Source organism: Ochrobactrum sp. AP1BH01-1, assembly GCF_018066705.1.
In the GTDB taxonomy this organism is placed as follows: Bacteria; Pseudomonadota; Alphaproteobacteria; order Rhizobiales; family Rhizobiaceae; genus Brucella.
The window spans coordinates 313,905-331,063 of record NZ_JAGPOU010000003.1 but is presented as its reverse complement, the minus strand read 5'-3'; the positions used below and the strand labels follow the sequence as shown (position 1 = coordinate 331,063).

Genomic DNA, 17,159 nt, shown 5'->3' with positions numbered 1-17,159 from the left:
CGTAACGCTGAAAATGCGCCGGCATACCGAATTATACTCAACATGAGTATTTCATATTTACGAACTTATACTCGATTGGAGTATATTGTCAATCGCGGGAAATTGGCAGCTTGGCTCCGGCCAGATGGCGCTCGGAAAGGGCGCGTTCCTCGACAATCGAGTAGCGGAAACGGAACAGTTTTGCCGGACGACCGCCGGTTTCGCTGTCGCTTTCGCCGGTTTCCTCGACGAGATCCTGCTGCTCGATCAGGCGGCGGAAATTCTGTTTGTGCAGGCGCAAACCCGCCAGCGCTTCGACAGTCCGTTGGAGTTGCAGAAGCGTAAAACTGTCCGGCATCAATTCGAACACCACCGGGCGATATTTGATCTTGGCGCGCAGCCGCGCAATCGCCGTGGCGAGGATGCGGCGATGATCGGCGAACATGGAACGGCCATTCTCATCTTCCCTCATTCCGGCTTCTGCTACCAGCCCGGCCTCGTAAAGAAGCTCATAGCGCTGCAACACGAGGTCTTCGTTCCAGCGCCCGCCCCACTCGCCGTTTTCGAAGCCAAAGGTGAAGGCGATGCGCCGCATGCGCTGCGCCGTCAGTTCCGGCGTTTCGGCCCGATAGGCCCAGACAAGGAGCGCATTGTTGAGATGCTCCATGATGGCCGGTTCGCCCTGACGGTGATCTTCCCACGGCAGATAATCATACCAGCCGCGCCAGCCCGCCTGCCCCGCCGCCGCATCGCTTTCGCGCACGAGGCCGAGATAGCTGATCGAGATGATGCGTTCGCCCTGCGCGTGACGGTCACGGTCGGCAAAGGTATAGAGCTGCTCCAGATAACCGACCGGATGCGCGGTTTCCGACTGCACCCAGGCGCGCAGACCCGATTGCAACGAACGATGCTCGCTCTCGAACGGGCCGGACGGTAAAGCCTGTCCCTGCCGCACGGTCATGACGCGCGGCTGTTCGCTGGTCACGGCGGCCAGCACGGCAATCAGTTCGGTATGGGCAATATCGTCGGTCACGGCAACTCCGGAAAACAGTTCCGACATTGAACGCGATTGACGAATAATTACAAGGCGCTACCGCCATACGGCACAGAATTTAGGGGTTAAGTTTTCGGTTTCGCTCCGAAAACATGCTCCGGCCCCGGGAATGTTCGCGCTCGCACCTCCTCGGCATAGGCTTTCGCCGCATCGGACACCTGTGGCGCCAATTGCGCAAAACGCTTCACGAAGCGCGGCGTGAAATCCTGAAACAGCCCCAGCATATCGTCCGAGACCAGTATCTGCCCGTCGCAGGCAGCCGAAGCCCCGATGCCGACCGTTGGAACGGAGAGCGATGCAGTGATCTCGCGCGCCAGCGGCTCAACCGTGCCTTCAATGACCAGCGCAAACACACCGGCATCGGCGATGGCCTTAGCATCGCGGCGAATCCGGTCGGCTTCCTCGTCGCCGCGTCCGAGCGAGCGGAAACCGCCAACCGTGTTGACCTGTTGCGGCATCAGCCCGACATGGCCGAACACCGGAATGCCGCGGCGCACCAGAAAATCGACCGTTTCGGCCATTTCCTCGCCGCCTTCAAGCTTGACGCCATCACAGCCGGTTTCCTGCATCACGCGGGCGGCGTTGCGGAACGCCTGTTCCTTCGATTCCTGATAGGAACCAAACGGCATATCGACGATGACGCAGGCCGTCCCCGCCCCGCGCATCACTGCCTGCCCATGGGCGATCATCATGTCGAGCGTCACGGCAAGGGTGGAATCCATGCCGTAAAGCACCATCCCGAGCGAATCCCCCACCAGCAGCAGGTCGCAATGCGGATCGAGCAGCCGCGCAATCGGCGTCGTATAGGCGGTGAGGCTGACAATCGGGCGTTCGCCCTTCAGGGCTGAAATGGCCTTGGGCGTCAGTCGCTTCTGTTTGACGGGTGCGCTCATCTCAGGCCGCCTGTTCCTGCGCGACATGCGCAATGACGCGGTTATCGAGAAGCCGCGTCGTACCAAGCCGCACGAACAGCGCAATCAGCACGGGGCGACCCTGCACCGCCGTCAGGCGTTCCAGCGTTTCGGGGTCACGCAGCGCGACAACTTCGGGGGTTGCGAGCGGTTCCGCGGCGATAAAGGCGCGAATGGCCGCTTCCAGCGTATCGGGATCATCCACACCGGAGCGATAAAGCCGCTCGGCCTCATCCAGCGCCTTCGGCACGATGATGGCGGCAGCGCGCTGTTCCGCCGACAGATAGACATTGCGCGACGAACAGGCGAGCCCGTCATCCTCCCGTACCGTCTCAACACCAACCACGCGCACCGGAATGGCCATGTCCTCCACCATGCGGCGGATGATGACGAGCTGCTGAAAATCCTTCTCGCCGAAATAGGCGGCATCGGGGCCAACGATATTGAAGAGCTTGCTGACCACCGTCGCAACGCCCGCGAAGTGGCCCGGACGCGCCTCGCCTTCCATCTGGTTGCCAAGGGTGGGCACATCCACCACCGTCTGCATCGGGCGCGGATACATGTCGCTGACGGCTGGCGCGAAGAGGTAATCGACCTCTGCCCCGCGCAACAGAGCCGCATCGCGCTCCAGATCACGCGGATATTTATCGAGATCTTCATTGGCGCCAAATTGCAGCGGATTGACGAAAATCGACACAACGGTCACGTCATTGTCGGCGCGCGACCGATGAACGAGTTCCAGATGGCCTTTGTGAAGGTAGCCCATGGTCGGCACGAAGCCGATACGCTTGCCCGTCCGCCTTGCGGGCATCAAAGCCTGGCGCAATTCCTCAATGGTGCGGATGATCTGCATGAGGTCCTCCTCGCGGCCCGAATTTGTTGGCCGCGAGTCCTACAGCGTCAGCTCAAATATGACAACCGCCTTCCCGGTCCGCTTACTGCGTGGGAGTCGTCACCGCACCAACCGTATTGCCCACAGCACGACCGAACCGGTCGATCTGCTCGTCATAGGTTTTGCGCGTATTTGGATCGAACACGGCAATCGGGGCCGTGACCACCAGCGAAGCTGCCGTGCCGACGCCCTGCGCAGTACCGATCGCCACCGCACCCAGACGGTCACCGAGACCAACCTGCGAATCCGTGATGGTCTGCCCGGCAACGAGACGCTGACCTATCAACTGCACGACTTCCGGGCTTGCAGCGAACTTGCCATGGTTGAGACGGTCGCCCGCCTTCAATTGCGTCAGGTCGATGACGGTGATGCCTGCTTTTTCCAGCTCGGAACGGTAAGGCTCGATTGACGGGTCGATCTGGCCGAGGCGGTCGATATTACCCGAAATGCGCCGCGACAATGCTAGCGCCTTGTCATCCCGCGAGGTGAACAATGTGAAGCGCGGATGCGGCTTGCCCATTGCAAGAAACTGCTTCGAAAACACATCGACGTCGAGATCGGGAGACGCCAGAATGACGTCTGTAATCTTGGCGTTCACACGACCGTCGCGGATCGCCATCTGCCGCAGAGCCTCAACCGTCAGCCAACTGCCCATCGAATGGGCCATGACAGTGATATCCTTGACCTCGGGCTCACGCACAATCGCGCGCAGAATCTGCTCCAGCGCATCGCGGGAATAGTTGGTGCTTTCCTTGTCGTAATTATAGTCGAATACGCTGGCGCGCGATGGCCAGGTGAAGATCACCGGCGCAACGTCCGCGCCCGAATCATGCACGATCTGCGCAAAACGATAGACGGAATCCTCAAACGTGTTGTTGAAGCCATGCACGAAGACCATGACCCGACGGCTCTTGGTGAGATGCGGGCGTACCCAGCCCGCCATTTCGACATCGGTCTTGAGCGGCGTCACGCTTACCGTGGCGAAATCCGTCTGAGGATTGGGCGGGAGCTTCTTCGGCCATTGCACCTCGCCCACCTTGCGGTTCTTCTCGGGGGGAATGGACACGACGATATCGTTGAGCGACACGAGCTTGTCGCGCTCGCCGGAGAAAAGAATGCCGGGATTGTCAGACGGGCGGCGCGTGGTTGCAACGACGAGCTTGACCTTGCTTATGCCGGGAGAAGCAACTTCGCCTACCGGCACAAGCACGCCCTCAGGCCGGCTGGCACAACCCGCCAGAAGGGAAAACAGGACGAGCAACGCAGGCGTTGTCCAAGAAAAAATGCGCTGCAAAACCAGACTCCCCTCAACGCCACGCCAGCACGCCTATTACACCGGAACTTTGGAGGTTAATATATTCTTTACGCATGACGTTCTGCCAAGCCACAATTATCCACCACTTGTCGAACGCGATCCAATTGCGGCTTATCGGTTACACACTGTTCAGCAAGCTGATCTTTCCGTCCTCGCCCCTATAGCCAATATAAGTCCCAACACAAACCCAACGCAGAATTTGCGAAGGAGGCACAATCATGGCTTTGGAACTGACCGGGCTGCATCATCTGACAGCCATTACCGCCGACGCGCCCGGCAACCGGCGCTTTTATACCGATACGCTTGGGCTGAGGCTGGTCAAGAAGACCGTCAATCAGGACGATACGAGCGCATATCACCTCTTCTATGCGGACGGACTTGCCTCGCCCGGCACCGACATAACCTTTTTCGACTGGCCGGTGCAGCGTGAACAGCGCGGCACGAACAGCGTCGCCCGAACGGGCCTGCGCGTCAACGGCGTCGAGAGCCTGGAATGGTGGCGGAACCATCTGCAGGAAAAGGGCGTCGAGACGAGCGATATTTTCGAGGTAGCCGGACGTGCTGTCATCGATCTGGAAGACCCTGAAGGCCAGCGTCTTCGACTGACCGATGATGGTGGCGCGGGCGACGCCCACAGCTGGGACAAGAGCCCCGTTCCGGCGGAACGGCAGATACGCGGGCTCGGCCCGATCACGCTCAGCGTTCCTGAACTGGCCCCGACCCAGATCGTGCTGGAGAAGGTTATGAACATGCGTCAGACCGGCGACTATGTTTCCCCCGATGGCGAAGGACATGTCCATGTCTTATCGATGGGGCCGGGCGGCGCTGCAGCGGAACTGCATGTCGCCGTGCAGCCGAAACTGCCCACGGCCTGGCAGGGAGCGGGTGCGGTGCATCACGTCGCCTTCCGCACCCCGGACCAGAAAAGCATGGAGGAATGGGTAGACCGCCTGCGGTCGGTTCGTATGCCTTCGAGCGGTGAAGTCGAGCGCTACTATTTCCGCTCGCTTTATTTCCGCGAGCCGAACGGCATCCTGTTCGAGATCGCGACAGACGGTCCGGGCTTTGCCGTCGACGAACCGCTTGAAAGCCTCGGCGAGCGCCTGTCGCTTCCGCCTTTCCTCGAAGGCAAGCGCGAGGCCATCGAGCGAAACCTGAAACCACTTGATTAATGCAACAAGGGCTGCGGATTTTTCCGCAGCCCTTGTCATTTACATCTTACCCCGAAGCCAGTCGCTCGCGACGCGAATATCTTCATCGATGAGCGCGTGCCCGGCTGCTACCGTGCTGATGGTGAGAGCTGCCCCTTCTTCTCTCAGTGCATTCTCCAGTTTGCCAGCCTCATCGCCAAAAGGATCGGAAGCTCCATTCATCAGGAGGATCGAAGCATCCGATAAATCCGCCCCATCGGGCTGTTCTTCGAGAACTTCCTGACCGCGCAGAAGAACCGCCGTGCGGACCACATGGGGGTGGAGGCGCATGAAAGCCGCCAGCAGATTGGCACCATTGGAATTTCCTATGAAGGCCGTCCGATTCAGGTCGATGCCATAGGCAGCTACAGCACCGTCCACGAAAGCCTTGAATGCTTCCGCTTCAAACCGGATGTCGGACTGATCAAACCGCTTCAGGTCAAAGCGGCGGAACCAGCGCTGGATGCCTTCTTCCGTACTGCGTCCACGCACGCCCAGAAGGATTGCGCGTGGAGCGGCCTTGCGGGCAAAGGGCATGAGGTCGTTCTCGTTTCCGCCGGTACCGTGCAGGAGCACCAGTGCGCTGCCATCGGCATCTTCGGGCTGGTGTATCCGGTGAACGAAAGGCAGGTCGCGATAGATGACACGCTCCTCGCCCGGCAGGGCAAATTGCGGCATCCGTACCCGGATAGCATCCGCCTTTTCCTCATTGCCTGGCGGCACGAACAGGAACTGGCCCAGTTTCTCGACGGGCTCATCTATTGTGAAGCCCGGCGCGTCGGTTGCAAATTCGAAAAGCGTTCCGCCCGGTTCGCGCACATAGAGCGAAGTGAAATATTTGCGGTCATGCACATTGACGGCACTCGAGTTGAGCTTCGAAAGCTCTTTCTCGGCCTTTTCCACTTCACCAGTATCGGCAGCACGAAAGGCGACATGATCGGCAATGCCCGTACCCGGAATGCCCGGCCAGAAGCCGCCTGCATCGCGTACATCGATGGCATCGCCGGAATCGGACAGAAGACGCTCTATCGTGCCTTCTTTCGCGGCAGGCCGGAAACCGAAATAGCGTGCGATAAAGCCTGCGGTCTGTTCCGGTGCTTCGGACAGAATGGTTGCAGCTCGCAAACGCCTGACCGCGAGAGCGGCGGGAATGCCTTCGCTTTCCCATACGTCGTTGGCGGCGAGATCGCAGCCGACCAGCTTGACGATCACGCCGTCGGGATCGCGCAGGCGCAGGACCGGTTCGCCAAACTCCTGTACCGGCCCTTCAGACGATACATGATAGCGCAGCGCGCGTTCCAGCCAGAAACCGATAGCAGTTCGATCTATAGCCAGCGCGATTTCGCTGACCTGCCCGTGGCCGACGCGCCCCTTGGAGCCATCCTCCCAAACCAGAAACGTGACCAGCGATCCGGGTGTGCCGGTGCGATCTCCGTAGAACAGATGAAGCTGCTCGGCGTCCTCGAACCCACCCGTCTGCTTGACGATACGCAGCCCCAGAAAGCCGACATAGAAATCGACATTCGCCTGCACTTTTCTGGTGATGAGGGTGATGTGGTGGATGCCGCTTGTCATGGACGCTTCTCCCCGATTTCAAAACTCGAACCAGAAATAGTGTAGATGCCGCAGCTTGCCTATGGGCTGGTGCGGTTACGCATTGTCAACGCAACAAATGCAATTGAAACAAATTATGGGAGGCTGGAAAAAGAAAAAGGCCGCGCGGGAGGAGGATGCGCGGCCTGATCTTGAATACGGCTTGGGAGGAGGAGTGCCGTATTCCTTATCGAGTTCTGGGAGGAGGAGTGAACTCGATGAAGAGATATTTACCCGGCCCCTCTCTCCACAGCAACGACCATTAATGCATATCAGTTATGCAAAGACGCGGGCGCTCAAGAAAAAGGCAGTTTCACTGACCCCTGAAAACACCCCAAAACCGGGCGTTTTGGAGAATTCTCTGTAGAATTAGGCTCTTAGAGAAAGTGAGTAATCAGAGGAGCGGCAAGCACATTCACCAGCCCAACCAGCACCATGACCAGCCCGGCAATCGAACCCTCCTCACTGCCGATCTGGTGAGCTTTGGCGACGCCGGCGCCATGGGCGCCCATGCCAAAAAGGGCGCCGCGTGCCAGCGCCGAGCGGATCGGCAGCCAGTTGAGCATGACTTCGCCAAGAGCCGCGCCGAATACGCCGGTGAGAACCACAAAGATCGCAGTCAGGTCAGGCGTGCCGCCAATGTCGCCAGAAACCGTCATCGCAAATGGCGTGCTCATCGAGCGCGGCATGAGGCTCAGGCTGATTGCTTCATTGAGGCCCAGCAGATGGGCAAGTCCCCATGCCGACAGCATGGCGGAAGAACTCCCGACCACGACACCGGCCAGAAGCACCGGCCAATAGCGACGGATCGTGGAGCGCTGCTGATAGATCGGAATTGCAAAAGCCACGGTAGCAGGTCCGAGCAGCGCAACCAGCCAATGGGTAGCGCTGAAATAGCCGCGATAGTTTTGGTTGAGCCCGATAACCAGTGCCATCAACAACAAGGGCGTGACTGCGAGCGGCGTCAACCACCACATGGGAAAGCGGCGATAAACGCGCTTGGCGGCAAGATAAAGCAGGATCGTTGCGGCGGACCAGAAAAGTGTCGCTACCAGCGGGTTACTTAACGACATAACGCAGGCTCCAGCGGTAGCAAAGATCAACCGTCAATGCGGTAACACTCATCACCGTCAAAGTGCCCAGTAAAATCACAGCCATGATCTTGAGACCGAGCAGACCGATAAGCTCTTGATGTTCGAGAATTGCCAGCACGGCCGGAACGAAGAACAGAAGCATTTCCGCCAGAAACCATTCCGCACCGCGCTTCATGCTGAACAGGCTGATACGATCGCTCAGAAGCAAGGCCAGCACCAGCGCCATGCCGACAATGCCGCCGGGAAGAGGCAGGCCAACCACACGCACGAAGAGCTCGCCAGCCAGCCAGAAACCAACCAGCGTCGCAATCTGCATCAGACGGCTGTGATGCAGTGCGTAACGAAACCGGATCAGGAGGCTGTGGGCGTTCATCTGCTTTCCAATGGAGACTGATGCATTTTCACCGATGAATATAGGTGCTTGCGCTGTATTCTAGAAATGAATTGATTTCATTGCAGCTATTCCGTAATAGAATGGCTCATGAACTTGCGCAGCTTCCAGGCCTTTGTCGAAGTGGTGCGGCAAGGTGGTTTTTCCGCCGCCGCCAAAACCATCAACGCGACCCAGTCGACCGTCAGCAAGGCGGTCAGGCAGCTTGAAGATGAATTGGGCCTGGTTCTGTTGGATCGTGAAATTTCGCCCTCGCGGCTCACCACGGCAGGCGAGATCGTCTTCCGCCGCGCGCTGGCCATGCTGGCGGAAAAGGACGACATGCTTGCCGAGTTGGACGAACTGCGCGGCCTCAAGCGCGGCCTCCTGAAACTCGGTCTGCCGCCCATCGGGTCCAGCGTGCTTTTCGCCCCCGTTTTTGCAGCCTATACGAAGCTCTATCCCCAGATCGACATTCAGCTGGTCGAGCACGGCAGCAGAAGGCTTGAGGAACTGCTGCTGGCGGGCGACGTGGAACTCGCCGCTTCGCTTCTGCCGGTCGGAGACAGTTTCGAATGGCAGGACGTGCGATGCGAACCGGTTGTGGCGTTGCTGCCGACCGACAATGCGAAGGCGCAGGGCGACGGCGTTTCGCTGCAAGATATTGCCGGCTTGCCGTTCATTCTTTTTGAGAGCGGTTTTGCTCTCAACCATATCATCCTCGATGCATGCCGTTCGCATGGTTTTTCTCCCAACGTTGCTGTCCGCTCCAGTCAGATTGACTTCATCGTCGAGCTGGTAGCAGCGGGCATGGGGATCGGATTTTTGCCAAAAATGATCGCCGAACAGCGGCATCACCCCGGTGTGCGCATCCACAAGATCAAGGGTGCCGACGTGAACTGGCATCTGGCGTTGATCTGGCGAAAAGGCGCTTTCCTGTCTCACGCCGCTCGTGCGTGGCTCAAGCTGAGCAAGACCGGAACCGGCACCGGCTCGACTTGAAACACCTGTCGCGCCGCCTATCTCCATCAGGTATACTGACCGGACAGGCGCCCTTGGCACCTCTGTGGCCACAGGCCCGTATGTAGAACTGCTCTACCCGATCGTTTCAAAAGCGCATGAGGCCTGAAACATCGACGGATTCTGCCCTGCGCTTCATCACATGGAGGCTATGATGGAAGGACAGGTTATATTCTACAAGGACGACAGGATCCTCTACCGGCACCATATCGACGTGCAGGAAGATGATTATTCAAAAGGCGTCAACGACGCGCTCATTGCCTTTCAGCGCAACTACGCAGGTTTTGATCTCGCGGGTGACAACATTCACATCCGTTTCAAAAAACCGGGTGAGGTGTAAGTTTTCCAAGGCTTGCGGATCGAAGGGCCGGGTGCCGAAATGGGCAAACGGCCCTCACTGCTGGCTCAGGCAAAGGCCGCTTCGCGGGCGACGCGATAAATGTCGGCGCGTGAAAGTCCGAGATCTGAAAGCTCGCGGTCTGTGCATCCGCTCAGTTCGCGAATATTTTCGCGATACTGCATCCAGCGATGGAAATGGGTACGAAGATTCATGGTGGTATTCCCCTTTTTATCTTCCTCCCGAATGTGAGCTTCGGCTCTTCTGTGCCCTTTGAGAAGTGCATTTCCTGCATGGCTGCCGTGACTGCCGCGAAATCCTAGCATTTCCCCCGGATTTCCATTTTCCCAAGAAACAACCCCTATTATTATAATCATGACGCAATTCTAATTTAGATGGACCCTACTATGGCGAAAGCGTCCTTGGTTCATTCTAATTTGAGTTGGCATGCATGAAAAAGGCATTGGTCATCGTCGGTAACGCGCCTTTGCAACGCGATCTTTCCGCCGAAGTGGATGCTGCGGATTTTGTCGTCCGTTTCAATGAGCCAAAACAATCGATCGGCATGAGCGGCACCCGCACCGATCTCCTGATGCTGGCAACCTCCAGCAAGCCCATGCAACGGCGGCTGCGCGATCCGGGCTTCGTACAGACACCGACTTTCAAGGCGGCCAAGCAAGTGATGCTTGCCTATCATCCAAGCATCATTCGCAAATATCACCCGCGTCCGAATTTCCTTTCCCGGCTCAAGGGACGGCGTGGCGACTGGACCATGCAAACCATCGAGATCATTGGTTCAGCCGGCAAGGAGATCCGGATCATGCCACCTCAATTCTATCTGGCCGGATGCAAAGAACTGGGCATAACCGAAGAGAACATGAGCAAAATTTTTCCAAGTACTGGTTTTTTTGGCATCTGGTACATGCTCGAAAGGTGCCCGCAGGAAAGCTGGGACGTGAAAATATGCGGCTTTACCTGGGAAGGATGGAAACGCCATACCTGGGGGGACGAACGCAACTGGGTTGAACAGAAAGTGCAATCAGGACGTATCAGTATTATCCAGTGACCCTCCACCATAACTATAATTTTCCGCAGAAAGCATGTGAACGATCAAGCCGCAGGACCTTGTCGGCCAAGGGGTCTACACGCCGGAAGTCGATCCGCTGGCGTAGACGGAGTTTACCTATTCGCGGTTTTTCACCCCATGGCTTGCCGGTTATAAAGGGTGGGCACTTTTCTGCGATTGCGACTTCCTTTTTCTAGGCGATATTGCGGGCCTTCGATCCTTTAACGATCCTTCAAAGGCCGTTTATCGCGTTCAGCACGATTATCAACCCAGGGAACAGTGTGAAGATGGATGGGAAGGTTCAGACCAGCTATCCGCGCAAGAACTGGTCTTCCTGCATGCTGTTCAACCGCGAGCGCAAACTGACGCCGGAATTAATCAATCGCCAGACCGGAACCTGCGCCGATTTGTGGCGGACAGAAGCCGATAGAGTTGAGCCAAGCTGGAAGCCCATCTGATCTGCAAAATTCCTGGAGCTTTTTCATGCGTTCCAAGGTAGATAGGGACCATGAGCGAAACGCATCCTGACATCGCGGCAAATGACGGTCCACGCGGGGCCGTCAAAGCTTTCATCATCCACCTGGAGCGCGCAACCGACCGCCAGCCCCAGGTCCAAGAACTTATTCGAGAGCTGCCAATTGAAACAGAGATCGTGAACGCGATCGACGGACGCACGCTCGACACGCAAACGATCAACCGCGTTTATCGAAGGTCGGCGCATAGCCCTCGCTATCCGTTTGCACTTAGCACCAACGAAATCGCCTGCTTTCTTTCACACCGCAAAGCCTGGCAGGCAATTGTCGATCAGCGACTGGATGCCGGTCTCGTGCTGGAAGACGATGTGGAACTGACGCCGGAATTTGCCGCCGCCTATTCGATGGCTTGCCGGGTTCTCAAGGCCGACAGCTTCATCCGCTTTCCCTTCCGTGAACGGGAAAGCGGGCGCGTGGTGCTTACCACCGAAACGACGCGGATCATTGAACCGGTGCCGGTCGGCCTTGGCATGGTGGCGCAACTTATCGGACAGGAGGCCGCGCAGCGATTGCTGTCTGCAACCGAAGTTTTCGACCGCCCGGTCGATACCACAGCACAGATGAGCTGGGTCACCGGGCTTAAACCGCTGTCTGTCCTTCCCGGCGGCGTGAAGGAAATCTCGGTACAGCTGGGTGGAAGCACGATCCAGAAATCGCGTTCCTTGCCGGACAAGCTGAAGCGCGAAATCTTGCGCCCGCTTTATCGCTGGAAGATAAAATCGCGCTCGCGCGCCGCTGTTTGAGGTTCCTGTGCCTGTTCCTATTCTCCTTTACCACCAGATTGATGTGCCTCCGGCGCATCGCGCGCCCTTTCGCAGCATGACTGTTCATCCGGCCCGGTTTCGCCAGCAGATGACGTGGCTGAAAAGACTGGGCTATCGCGGCGTGTCAGTACGTGACGCAATGCCTTACATCTACGGCGGAAAGCAGGGCAAAGTCGCCGTCATCACCTTTGACGACGGTTTCGAGAACGTCTTCCGCAATGCCCTGCCCGTGTTGCAGGAGTTCGGCTTCACCGCCACAAACTATTTCGTGGCCAACCAGATCGGTGGTTTCAATCTCTGGGATCAAAAGATCGGCGTTGCACGCGCCAACTGCATGAGCGTTGCCGAAATGCGCGAATGGACAGATCTTGGTCACGAAGCAGGTTCGCATACGCTCGACCACATCTTCCTTCCCGAGGCCAGCGAACGGGACGCCATATCGCAAATCCACCAATCACGAACAAAACTGGAGGACCTGCTCGGCAGCGAAGTCACGTCTTTCGCCTATCCTTACGGCGGAGAAAATGCAGCGACACGCAAGATCGTCGAATCGGCAGGGTATACGAACGCGACGACGACGGAAAAGCGTCGTGCGCGACCAGCGGACGATCCGTTCGGCATTCCGCGCCTTACGATCAGGCGCAATGACATATTGCTGCAATTCCTGCGGAAGACGTTTACGCGCTGAGTCAACACTGCGCCTTATGCTCTATGTCGCGCAAATCAGCCATGAAGCCCGATGTTGCGATACGGTTCGTGATGAAAAAAGGACACCGTTATTTCGAGGTATTGAGGCTACTTACTTGATTTCAATCAATGCTGCTTCACACAAACGTGGCAAATTGCCCATGAATGCGCCATGGACGGCAAGTGCCAAAAGCGCTAGTTAGGGCACAGACCAAGGAGCGCATTATGGACTATCGCCGTTTTTTCGAAGAAGCGATCGACCAGTTGCACGCCGAGAAGCGTTACCGCGTTTTTGCAGATCTTGAACGTATTGTCGGACGTTTCCCCCGAGCTATCTGGCGTAACAATGGCACTGCCCGTGAGATCACCGTCTGGTGTTCCAATGATTATCTTGGCATGGGTCACCACGCCGATGTCATCAAGGCTATGTGTGATACGGCGGGCAATGCCGGCTCAGGTTCCGGCGGAACGCGCAATATTTCCGGCAATAATCACCCGCTCGTCGAACTGGAAAACGAACTCGCTGATTTGCACGGCAAGGAAGCCGGACTCGTTTTCACATCGGGCTTTGTCTCCAACGAAGCCTCGATTTCCACGATTGCCCGCTTGCTGCCGAACTGTCTCATCCTTTCCGATGAGTTGAACCATGCCTCGATGATCGAAGGCGTGCGTCGTTCGGGCGCAGAGAAGAAGATCTTCCGTCACAATGACGTCGAGCATCTGGAACAGCTTCTGAAGGCCGCCGACCCGGCGCGCGCGAAGCTGATCGTGTTCGAATCCGTCTACTCGATGGACGGTGATATCGCACCAATCGAAAAGATTGCCGATCTGGCCGACAAATATAACGCCATGACCTATATCGATGAGGTACATGCGGTTGGCATGTATGGCGCGCGTGGCGGCGGCATTACCGAACGTGATGGCCTTGCACATCGCATCGATATTATCGAAGGCACGCTGGCGAAGGCTTTCGGCGCGCTCGGCGGCTACATTACCGGCTCGCGTGCGATTGTGGATGCCGTACGGTCCTACGCACCGGGTTTCATCTTTACGACTTCCCTGCCTCCGGCAGTCGCTGCAGCCGCGACAGCCGCCATCCGTCATCTGAAGACTTCACAGGTGGAGCGCGACGGCCAACAGCGCCAAGCACAGCGTGCAAAGGATGTGCTTTCCGCCGCAGGCCTGCCCGTCATGGCGTCGGAAACTCACATCGTGCCCATTCTGGTCGGCGATCCCGAGCTTTGCAAGAAGGCCAGCGACCGCTTGCTTGAAGTGCATGGCATTTATATCCAGCCGATCAACTATCCGACCGTTCCGCGCGGCACTGAAAGACTGCGCATCACACCGTCACCTCTGCATGACGACGCTTTGATTGACGGTCTCAAGGATGCGCTTCTGGAAGTGTGGAATACACTCGGTATTCCTTATGCTGAGCCTACGGTCTCGCAGCCAGCGAGCTCCGAGCGGATCATCCCGCTGATGGTCTCCAAGGCTGGCGGCTGACAAGCAGGATCATTCAAGTAAAAGGCCGGTTCAACCGGCCTTTTTTGTTCCTTCAGATGATGAGCTTCGCCGCGAGAGCAGCAAGATACAACCCAGCTCCGAACCACAGATGCGTCACGATACTCCATCCTCTGGCGACCCAGGGTTTGGGCGTCTTTCGTGCGGCGATTCCCGCCCCCATACCTGGCTGCATGACGAAAAATGGAGCCGCAACGGTTAACAATCCGAAGGCGAGCGCTGGCAGGAGCTTCGGCGATTCCGTCCACTCAAATCCGCAAGCACCAACCAGCATAGCTGCAAACAGCACTCCGATAGCGTAGTGAAGGCCCCAGCCCAGAAGTTTCTCTCCCCTAATTGACGGGCTGGCCGTCATCCGCTCATGTACGAAGCGCCCTCGCAGCATATGACCGAACCAGCGTCCCACCAGCCCGTAGTCCAGGTTCGCGACGCCGAATAGCCGCGCTCTGGCAACAGCCCAGACATCCGTGACGAGGGTTGCTCCCACACCGATGAAAACGATCTGAAAAACAAGCATTTACCTTTCCTTTCCACTTGCGCGGATCGTTGAAAAGGCGGACCATACAAGTTAAAGCCGACTTGAGGTCAATATGAAAGATCTGGACATTGCGGAAGTTGCAAAAGCAACGGGCATTCCCGCATCAACACTGCGATACTATGAAGAAAGGGGGCTGATCGCGTCCCACAGCCGACGGGGCTTACGCCGCGTTTTTGATCCTGGCGTGATGACCAAGCTGTCCCTGATCGCTCTCGGACAGGCGGCCGGTTTTTCGCTCGATGATATTGCGGGCATGTTCGGGCCAGGCGGCGAAGTCTCGATCAGCCGCGAAACCTTGTCGGCCAAAGCCGATGATCTCGACCGCACAATCGTGCACCTGACAGCACTGCGAGACGGGCTGCGTCACGCAGCAACCTGTCCCGCTCAGAGCCATATGGAGTGCCCGACCTTCCAGCGTCTGATGAAGGTTGCAGCAAGCCGCAGTCCCCGCGCCTCAGCCGGGAAGAGATGAGTTCAACGCTTTCCAATCCAGTGCACAAGCCGCCTTGCGGCCTCATCCACCTGTTCTGGATCGCGGCAGAAGCAAAGGCGGAAGAACCCTTCGCCACCAAGGCCAAACGCGCTGCCCGGCGCCAGGCCGACATTGGCGTTGTCCACCATATCGATAGCTGCCTTGACCGAATCCTCAACGCCATCCACGCCGAAGAACAGATAAAATGCGCCCTGTGGTGGAGTAAGGCTGACCTTGCCAGTCGCCAATAACGCGGCGCACAGGCTGTCGCGTGTGGAACGGGCGCGCTCGACCTGCATCGAAATGAAGGCGTCACCCTCGTCAAGAGCTGCAACAGCACCACGCTGCATAAATTGCGCAACGCCCGAATTCGAATACTGGATCAGGTTTTCTATAACCGGTCCGAGCGACGGGTGCACGGTCATCCAGCCAATACGCCAGCCCGTCATGGCCCAGTTTTTGGAAAAGGAATTGACGAAGATGATGCGGTCATCCGGCTCCATAATATCCATGAAGGAGGGAGCGCGACCGCCGCCATAATAAAAGTGGGTATATATCTCGTCGGCAATGATCCAGAGACCGTGCTTGCGCGCAAGATCAAGTATGAATTGCAATGTTTCCCGATCCGCCGTCCAGCCGGTGGGATTGGATGGCGTATTGATGAAAAGCGCTTTCGTGCGGGGTGTGATGGCCGCTGCAATCTTCTCCGGATCGAGCATCCAGCCATTGGCCCCGAATTCCAATTCGACCGGAACCGGTGTAACGCCTGCCAGACCAGCCGCGCCAACAAAATTGGGCCAGGCCGGGGAAAGATAAATTGCTTCTTCGCCTGCGCCCACGGTTGCTGTCAGCGCCATTTCAATGGCGTGCATACCCGAACCGGTGACATAGAAGTTCTCTGGTTTCAGAGGCAACGGAAAATGACGCGCATGATAGCGAGCCAGTGCTTCCCGCAACTCCGGGATGCCTGCCTGCCAAGTATAAAAGGTCTCTCCGTCGGAAATACCTTTTTGAGCTGCGGCGCGAATGAAATCGGGCGTGGAAAGATCGCCCTCACCGACCCAGAGCGGAATAAGCCCTTCGCGTCCGCGCCCGTGATTGGCGACCGCAACAATCCCGCTTTCCGGTGACTGTGCTGCTTCCCGACGAAGATTGGCGATGAGCGTCATGATTTCCCCGCGTTGAAGTTCGATTTTGATTTTGTGCTTATCAAGGCCCGTTAGCGAAATCACGTGGCTTTTTGTGATGGTCCGATCAAACGCATTTATGGATCAAAAGAAAACGGGGCCACAAGGCCCCGCTTCATTCATCAGTTCTCGATCGCTCAGGCTTTCTGCTTTGCCAGAAGATCGCGGATTTCGGTCAGCAGAACTTCTTCGCGTGGCGCTTCCGGTTCCGGCTTCGCCTCTTCCTTCTTCTTCATGCGGTTCATTCCTTTCACCACAAGGAACAATACCCATGCGATGATCAGGAAGTTGATGAGAAGCGTGATGAAGTTGCCGTAAGCGATGGTTGCGCCGGCGTCACGCGCAGCTGCCAGCGTGGTCTTGGGTTCACCTGCCAGCTGTATGAACATGTTTGAAAAGTCCACGCCATTCGTCAGCAGACCGATGATCGGCATGATGATGTCATTGACGATAGAATTGACGAGGCCGCCGAACGCCCCGCCGATGATAACACCGATGGCCAGATCGACCATATTGCCCTTCAGGGCGAATTCCTTGAATTCCTTTAGCATTAGCCTGTCTCCCTCACGAACGCAAACCGCGTGGGCCGTCCTGCTGCGGTGGCGTTCGCCAAATCAACCTGGGCACCAGTTAAAC

The 17,159-nt window shown here is 57.4% G+C and carries 20 protein-coding genes and 1 pseudogene; 10 read left to right on the top strand and 11 right to left on the bottom strand.

Translation table 11 applies throughout. From position 1 onward, the window contains the following. Positions 1 to 88: 88 nt before the first annotated feature. The 4 genes from J9800_RS12180 to J9800_RS12165 form a co-directional block, all read right to left on the bottom strand. Positions 89 to 1,039 carry an NUDIX hydrolase gene (locus J9800_RS12180; RefSeq protein WP_114214110.1) on the bottom strand — a complete coding sequence of 317 codons (951 nt, stop codon included), beginning with the start codon at positions 1,037 to 1,039 and terminating at the stop codon, positions 89 to 91. A gap of 59 nt (positions 1,040 to 1,098) precedes the next feature. Next, positions 1,099 to 1,926 carry a 3-methyl-2-oxobutanoate hydroxymethyltransferase gene (gene panB, locus J9800_RS12175; RefSeq protein ID WP_114214111.1) on the bottom strand — a complete coding sequence of 276 codons (828 nt, stop codon included), beginning with the start codon at positions 1,924 to 1,926 and terminating at the stop codon, positions 1,099 to 1,101. A gap of 1 nt (position 1,927) precedes the next feature. After that, the gene (gene panC / locus J9800_RS12170; RefSeq protein WP_114214112.1) at positions 1,928 to 2,797 is read right to left on the bottom strand and encodes a pantoate--beta-alanine ligase; all 870 of its coding nucleotides are present in this window, start codon (positions 2,795 to 2,797) and stop codon (positions 1,928 to 1,930) included. Between the two features lie 82 nt (positions 2,798 to 2,879). Beyond that, the gene (locus tag J9800_RS12165) at positions 2,880 to 4,130 is read right to left on the bottom strand and encodes an alpha/beta hydrolase (protein ID WP_112589961.1); all 1,251 of its coding nucleotides are present in this window, start codon (positions 4,128 to 4,130) and stop codon (positions 2,880 to 2,882) included. Between the two features lie 239 nt (positions 4,131 to 4,369). Between J9800_RS12165 and J9800_RS12160 the strand changes: the two genes are divergently transcribed. Beyond that, positions 4,370 to 5,323 (top strand): ring-cleaving dioxygenase, encoded by a 954-nt coding sequence (locus J9800_RS12160; RefSeq protein WP_114214113.1) that lies wholly within the window; start codon positions 4,370 to 4,372, stop codon positions 5,321 to 5,323. 39 nt (positions 5,324 to 5,362) lie between these two features. Here J9800_RS12160 and J9800_RS12155 read toward each other — a convergent pair whose 3' ends face one another. Next, entirely contained in the window at positions 5,363 to 6,916 is a 1,554-nt protein-coding gene (locus J9800_RS12155; RefSeq protein ID WP_114214114.1) for a VOC family protein, read from the bottom strand. Positions 6,917 to 6,998: 82 nt separating this feature from the next. Here J9800_RS12155 and J9800_RS12150 point away from each other — a divergent pair, with 82 nt between their 5' ends. Then, positions 6,999 to 7,301, top strand: a complete 303-nt coding sequence (locus J9800_RS12150) for a hypothetical protein (RefSeq protein WP_210845729.1) — start codon at positions 6,999 to 7,001, stop codon at positions 7,299 to 7,301. A 10-nt stretch (positions 7,302 to 7,311) separates the two neighbouring features. Here the strand turns inward: J9800_RS12150 and J9800_RS12145 are convergent, their stop codons facing one another. Next, on the bottom strand, positions 7,312 to 8,007 hold the full coding sequence (locus J9800_RS12145; protein ID WP_112589954.1) for an LrgB family protein: 696 nt from the start codon (positions 8,005 to 8,007) through the stop codon (positions 7,312 to 7,314). After that, on the bottom strand, positions 7,994 to 8,401 hold the full coding sequence (locus J9800_RS12140; RefSeq protein WP_114214115.1) for a CidA/LrgA family protein: 408 nt from the start codon (positions 8,399 to 8,401) through the stop codon (positions 7,994 to 7,996). The genes J9800_RS12145 and J9800_RS12140 overlap by 14 nt, the downstream gene beginning before the upstream one ends. A gap of 108 nt (positions 8,402 to 8,509) precedes the next feature. On the opposite strand from J9800_RS12140, the gene J9800_RS12135 reads away from it, so the two are divergent. Together J9800_RS12135 and J9800_RS12130 are read left to right on the top strand one after the other, a co-directional pair. Next, entirely contained in the window at positions 8,510 to 9,400 is an 891-nt protein-coding gene (locus tag J9800_RS12135) for a LysR family transcriptional regulator (protein WP_114214116.1), read from the top strand. 172 nt (positions 9,401 to 9,572) lie between these two features. Beyond that, positions 9,573 to 9,758, top strand: coding sequence for a hypothetical protein (locus J9800_RS12130; protein WP_114214117.1), 186 nt, complete (start codon positions 9,573 to 9,575; stop codon positions 9,756 to 9,758). Between the two features lie 65 nt (positions 9,759 to 9,823). On the opposite strand, the gene J9800_RS12125 is transcribed toward J9800_RS12130, so the two are convergent. Then, positions 9,824 to 9,970 carry a DUF1127 domain-containing protein gene (locus tag J9800_RS12125; RefSeq protein WP_114214118.1) on the bottom strand — a complete coding sequence of 49 codons (147 nt, stop codon included), beginning with the start codon at positions 9,968 to 9,970 and terminating at the stop codon, positions 9,824 to 9,826. Between the two features lie 236 nt (positions 9,971 to 10,206). On the opposite strand from J9800_RS12125, the gene J9800_RS12120 reads away from it, so the two are divergent. The 5 genes and pseudogenes from J9800_RS12120 (at position 10,207) to hemA (ending at position 14,308) form a co-directional block, all read left to right on the top strand. Beyond that, the gene (locus J9800_RS12120) at positions 10,207 to 10,821 is read left to right on the top strand and encodes a glycosyltransferase family 29 protein (RefSeq protein WP_114214119.1); all 615 of its coding nucleotides are present in this window, start codon (positions 10,207 to 10,209) and stop codon (positions 10,819 to 10,821) included. 43 nt (positions 10,822 to 10,864) lie between these two features. Continuing rightward, positions 10,865 to 11,279 (top strand): annotated as a pseudogene (locus J9800_RS12115) (glycosyltransferase); the annotation flags it as partial. A 50-nt stretch (positions 11,280 to 11,329) separates the two neighbouring features. Beyond that, a complete protein-coding gene (locus tag J9800_RS12110) occupies positions 11,330 to 12,097 on the top strand; it encodes a glycosyltransferase family 25 protein (protein WP_114214120.1) in 768 nt (255 codons plus the stop codon). 7 nt (positions 12,098 to 12,104) lie between these two features. Further along, entirely contained in the window at positions 12,105 to 12,806 is a 702-nt protein-coding gene (locus J9800_RS12105; RefSeq protein WP_114214121.1) for a polysaccharide deacetylase family protein, read from the top strand. A 224-nt stretch (positions 12,807 to 13,030) separates the two neighbouring features. Then, the gene (gene hemA, locus J9800_RS12100) at positions 13,031 to 14,308 is read left to right on the top strand and encodes a 5-aminolevulinate synthase (RefSeq protein WP_114214122.1); all 1,278 of its coding nucleotides are present in this window, start codon (positions 13,031 to 13,033) and stop codon (positions 14,306 to 14,308) included. Positions 14,309 to 14,360: 52 nt separating this feature from the next. Here hemA and J9800_RS12095 read toward each other — a convergent pair whose 3' ends face one another. After that, the gene (locus J9800_RS12095; RefSeq protein WP_114214123.1) at positions 14,361 to 14,843 is read right to left on the bottom strand and encodes a DUF2938 domain-containing protein; all 483 of its coding nucleotides are present in this window, start codon (positions 14,841 to 14,843) and stop codon (positions 14,361 to 14,363) included. A gap of 73 nt (positions 14,844 to 14,916) precedes the next feature. On the opposite strand from J9800_RS12095, the gene J9800_RS12090 reads away from it, so the two are divergent. Further along, positions 14,917 to 15,336 (top strand): helix-turn-helix domain-containing protein, encoded by a 420-nt coding sequence (locus J9800_RS12090; protein WP_114214124.1) that lies wholly within the window; start codon positions 14,917 to 14,919, stop codon positions 15,334 to 15,336. A gap of 2 nt (positions 15,337 to 15,338) precedes the next feature. On the opposite strand, the gene J9800_RS12085 is transcribed toward J9800_RS12090, so the two are convergent. Next, positions 15,339 to 16,505, bottom strand: coding sequence for a pyridoxal phosphate-dependent aminotransferase (locus J9800_RS12085; protein ID WP_114214616.1), 1,167 nt, complete (start codon positions 16,503 to 16,505; stop codon positions 15,339 to 15,341). A gap of 155 nt (positions 16,506 to 16,660) precedes the next feature. Beyond that, positions 16,661 to 17,074: a large conductance mechanosensitive channel protein MscL gene (gene mscL, locus J9800_RS12080; protein ID WP_114214125.1), complete on the bottom strand. Its 414-nt coding sequence runs from the start codon at positions 17,072 to 17,074 to the stop codon at positions 16,661 to 16,663. Positions 17,075 to 17,159 lie beyond the last annotated feature (85 nt).

Bases quoted from the DNA above. Each gene is read 5' to 3' on its own strand.
- J9800_RS12180 (WP_114214110.1), bottom strand. From the start codon at position 1,039: ATGTCGGAACTGTTTTCCGGAGTTGCCGTGACCGACGATATTGCCCAT.
- panB (WP_114214111.1), bottom strand. From the start codon at position 1,926: ATGAGCGCACCCGTCAAACAGAAGCGACTGACGCCCAAGGCCATTTCA.
- panC (WP_114214112.1), bottom strand. From the start codon at position 2,797: ATGCAGATCATCCGCACCATTGAGGAATTGCGCCAGGCTTTGATGCCC.
- J9800_RS12160 (WP_114214113.1), top strand. From the start codon at position 4,370: ATGGCTTTGGAACTGACCGGGCTGCATCATCTGACAGCCATTACCGCC.
- J9800_RS12155 (WP_114214114.1), bottom strand. From the start codon at position 6,916: ATGACAAGCGGCATCCACCACATCACCCTCATCACCAGAAAAGTGCAG.
- J9800_RS12145 (WP_112589954.1), bottom strand. From the start codon at position 8,007: ATGTCGTTAAGTAACCCGCTGGTAGCGACACTTTTCTGGTCCGCCGCA.
- J9800_RS12140 (WP_114214115.1), bottom strand. From the start codon at position 8,401: ATGAACGCCCACAGCCTCCTGATCCGGTTTCGTTACGCACTGCATCAC.
- J9800_RS12135 (WP_114214116.1), top strand. From the start codon at position 8,510: ATGAACTTGCGCAGCTTCCAGGCCTTTGTCGAAGTGGTGCGGCAAGGT.
- J9800_RS12130 (WP_114214117.1), top strand. From the start codon at position 9,573: ATGGAAGGACAGGTTATATTCTACAAGGACGACAGGATCCTCTACCGG.
- J9800_RS12125 (WP_114214118.1), bottom strand. From the start codon at position 9,970: ATGAATCTTCGTACCCATTTCCATCGCTGGATGCAGTATCGCGAAAAT.
- J9800_RS12120 (WP_114214119.1), top strand. From the start codon at position 10,207: ATGAAAAAGGCATTGGTCATCGTCGGTAACGCGCCTTTGCAACGCGAT.
- J9800_RS12110 (WP_114214120.1), top strand. From the start codon at position 11,330: ATGAGCGAAACGCATCCTGACATCGCGGCAAATGACGGTCCACGCGGG.
- hemA (WP_114214122.1), top strand. From the start codon at position 13,031: ATGGACTATCGCCGTTTTTTCGAAGAAGCGATCGACCAGTTGCACGCC.
- J9800_RS12095 (WP_114214123.1), bottom strand. From the start codon at position 14,843: ATGCTTGTTTTTCAGATCGTTTTCATCGGTGTGGGAGCAACCCTCGTC.
- J9800_RS12090 (WP_114214124.1), top strand. From the start codon at position 14,917: ATGAAAGATCTGGACATTGCGGAAGTTGCAAAAGCAACGGGCATTCCC.
- J9800_RS12085 (WP_114214616.1), bottom strand. From the start codon at position 16,505: ATGACGCTCATCGCCAATCTTCGTCGGGAAGCAGCACAGTCACCGGAA.
- mscL (WP_114214125.1), bottom strand. From the start codon at position 17,074: ATGCTAAAGGAATTCAAGGAATTCGCCCTGAAGGGCAATATGGTCGAT.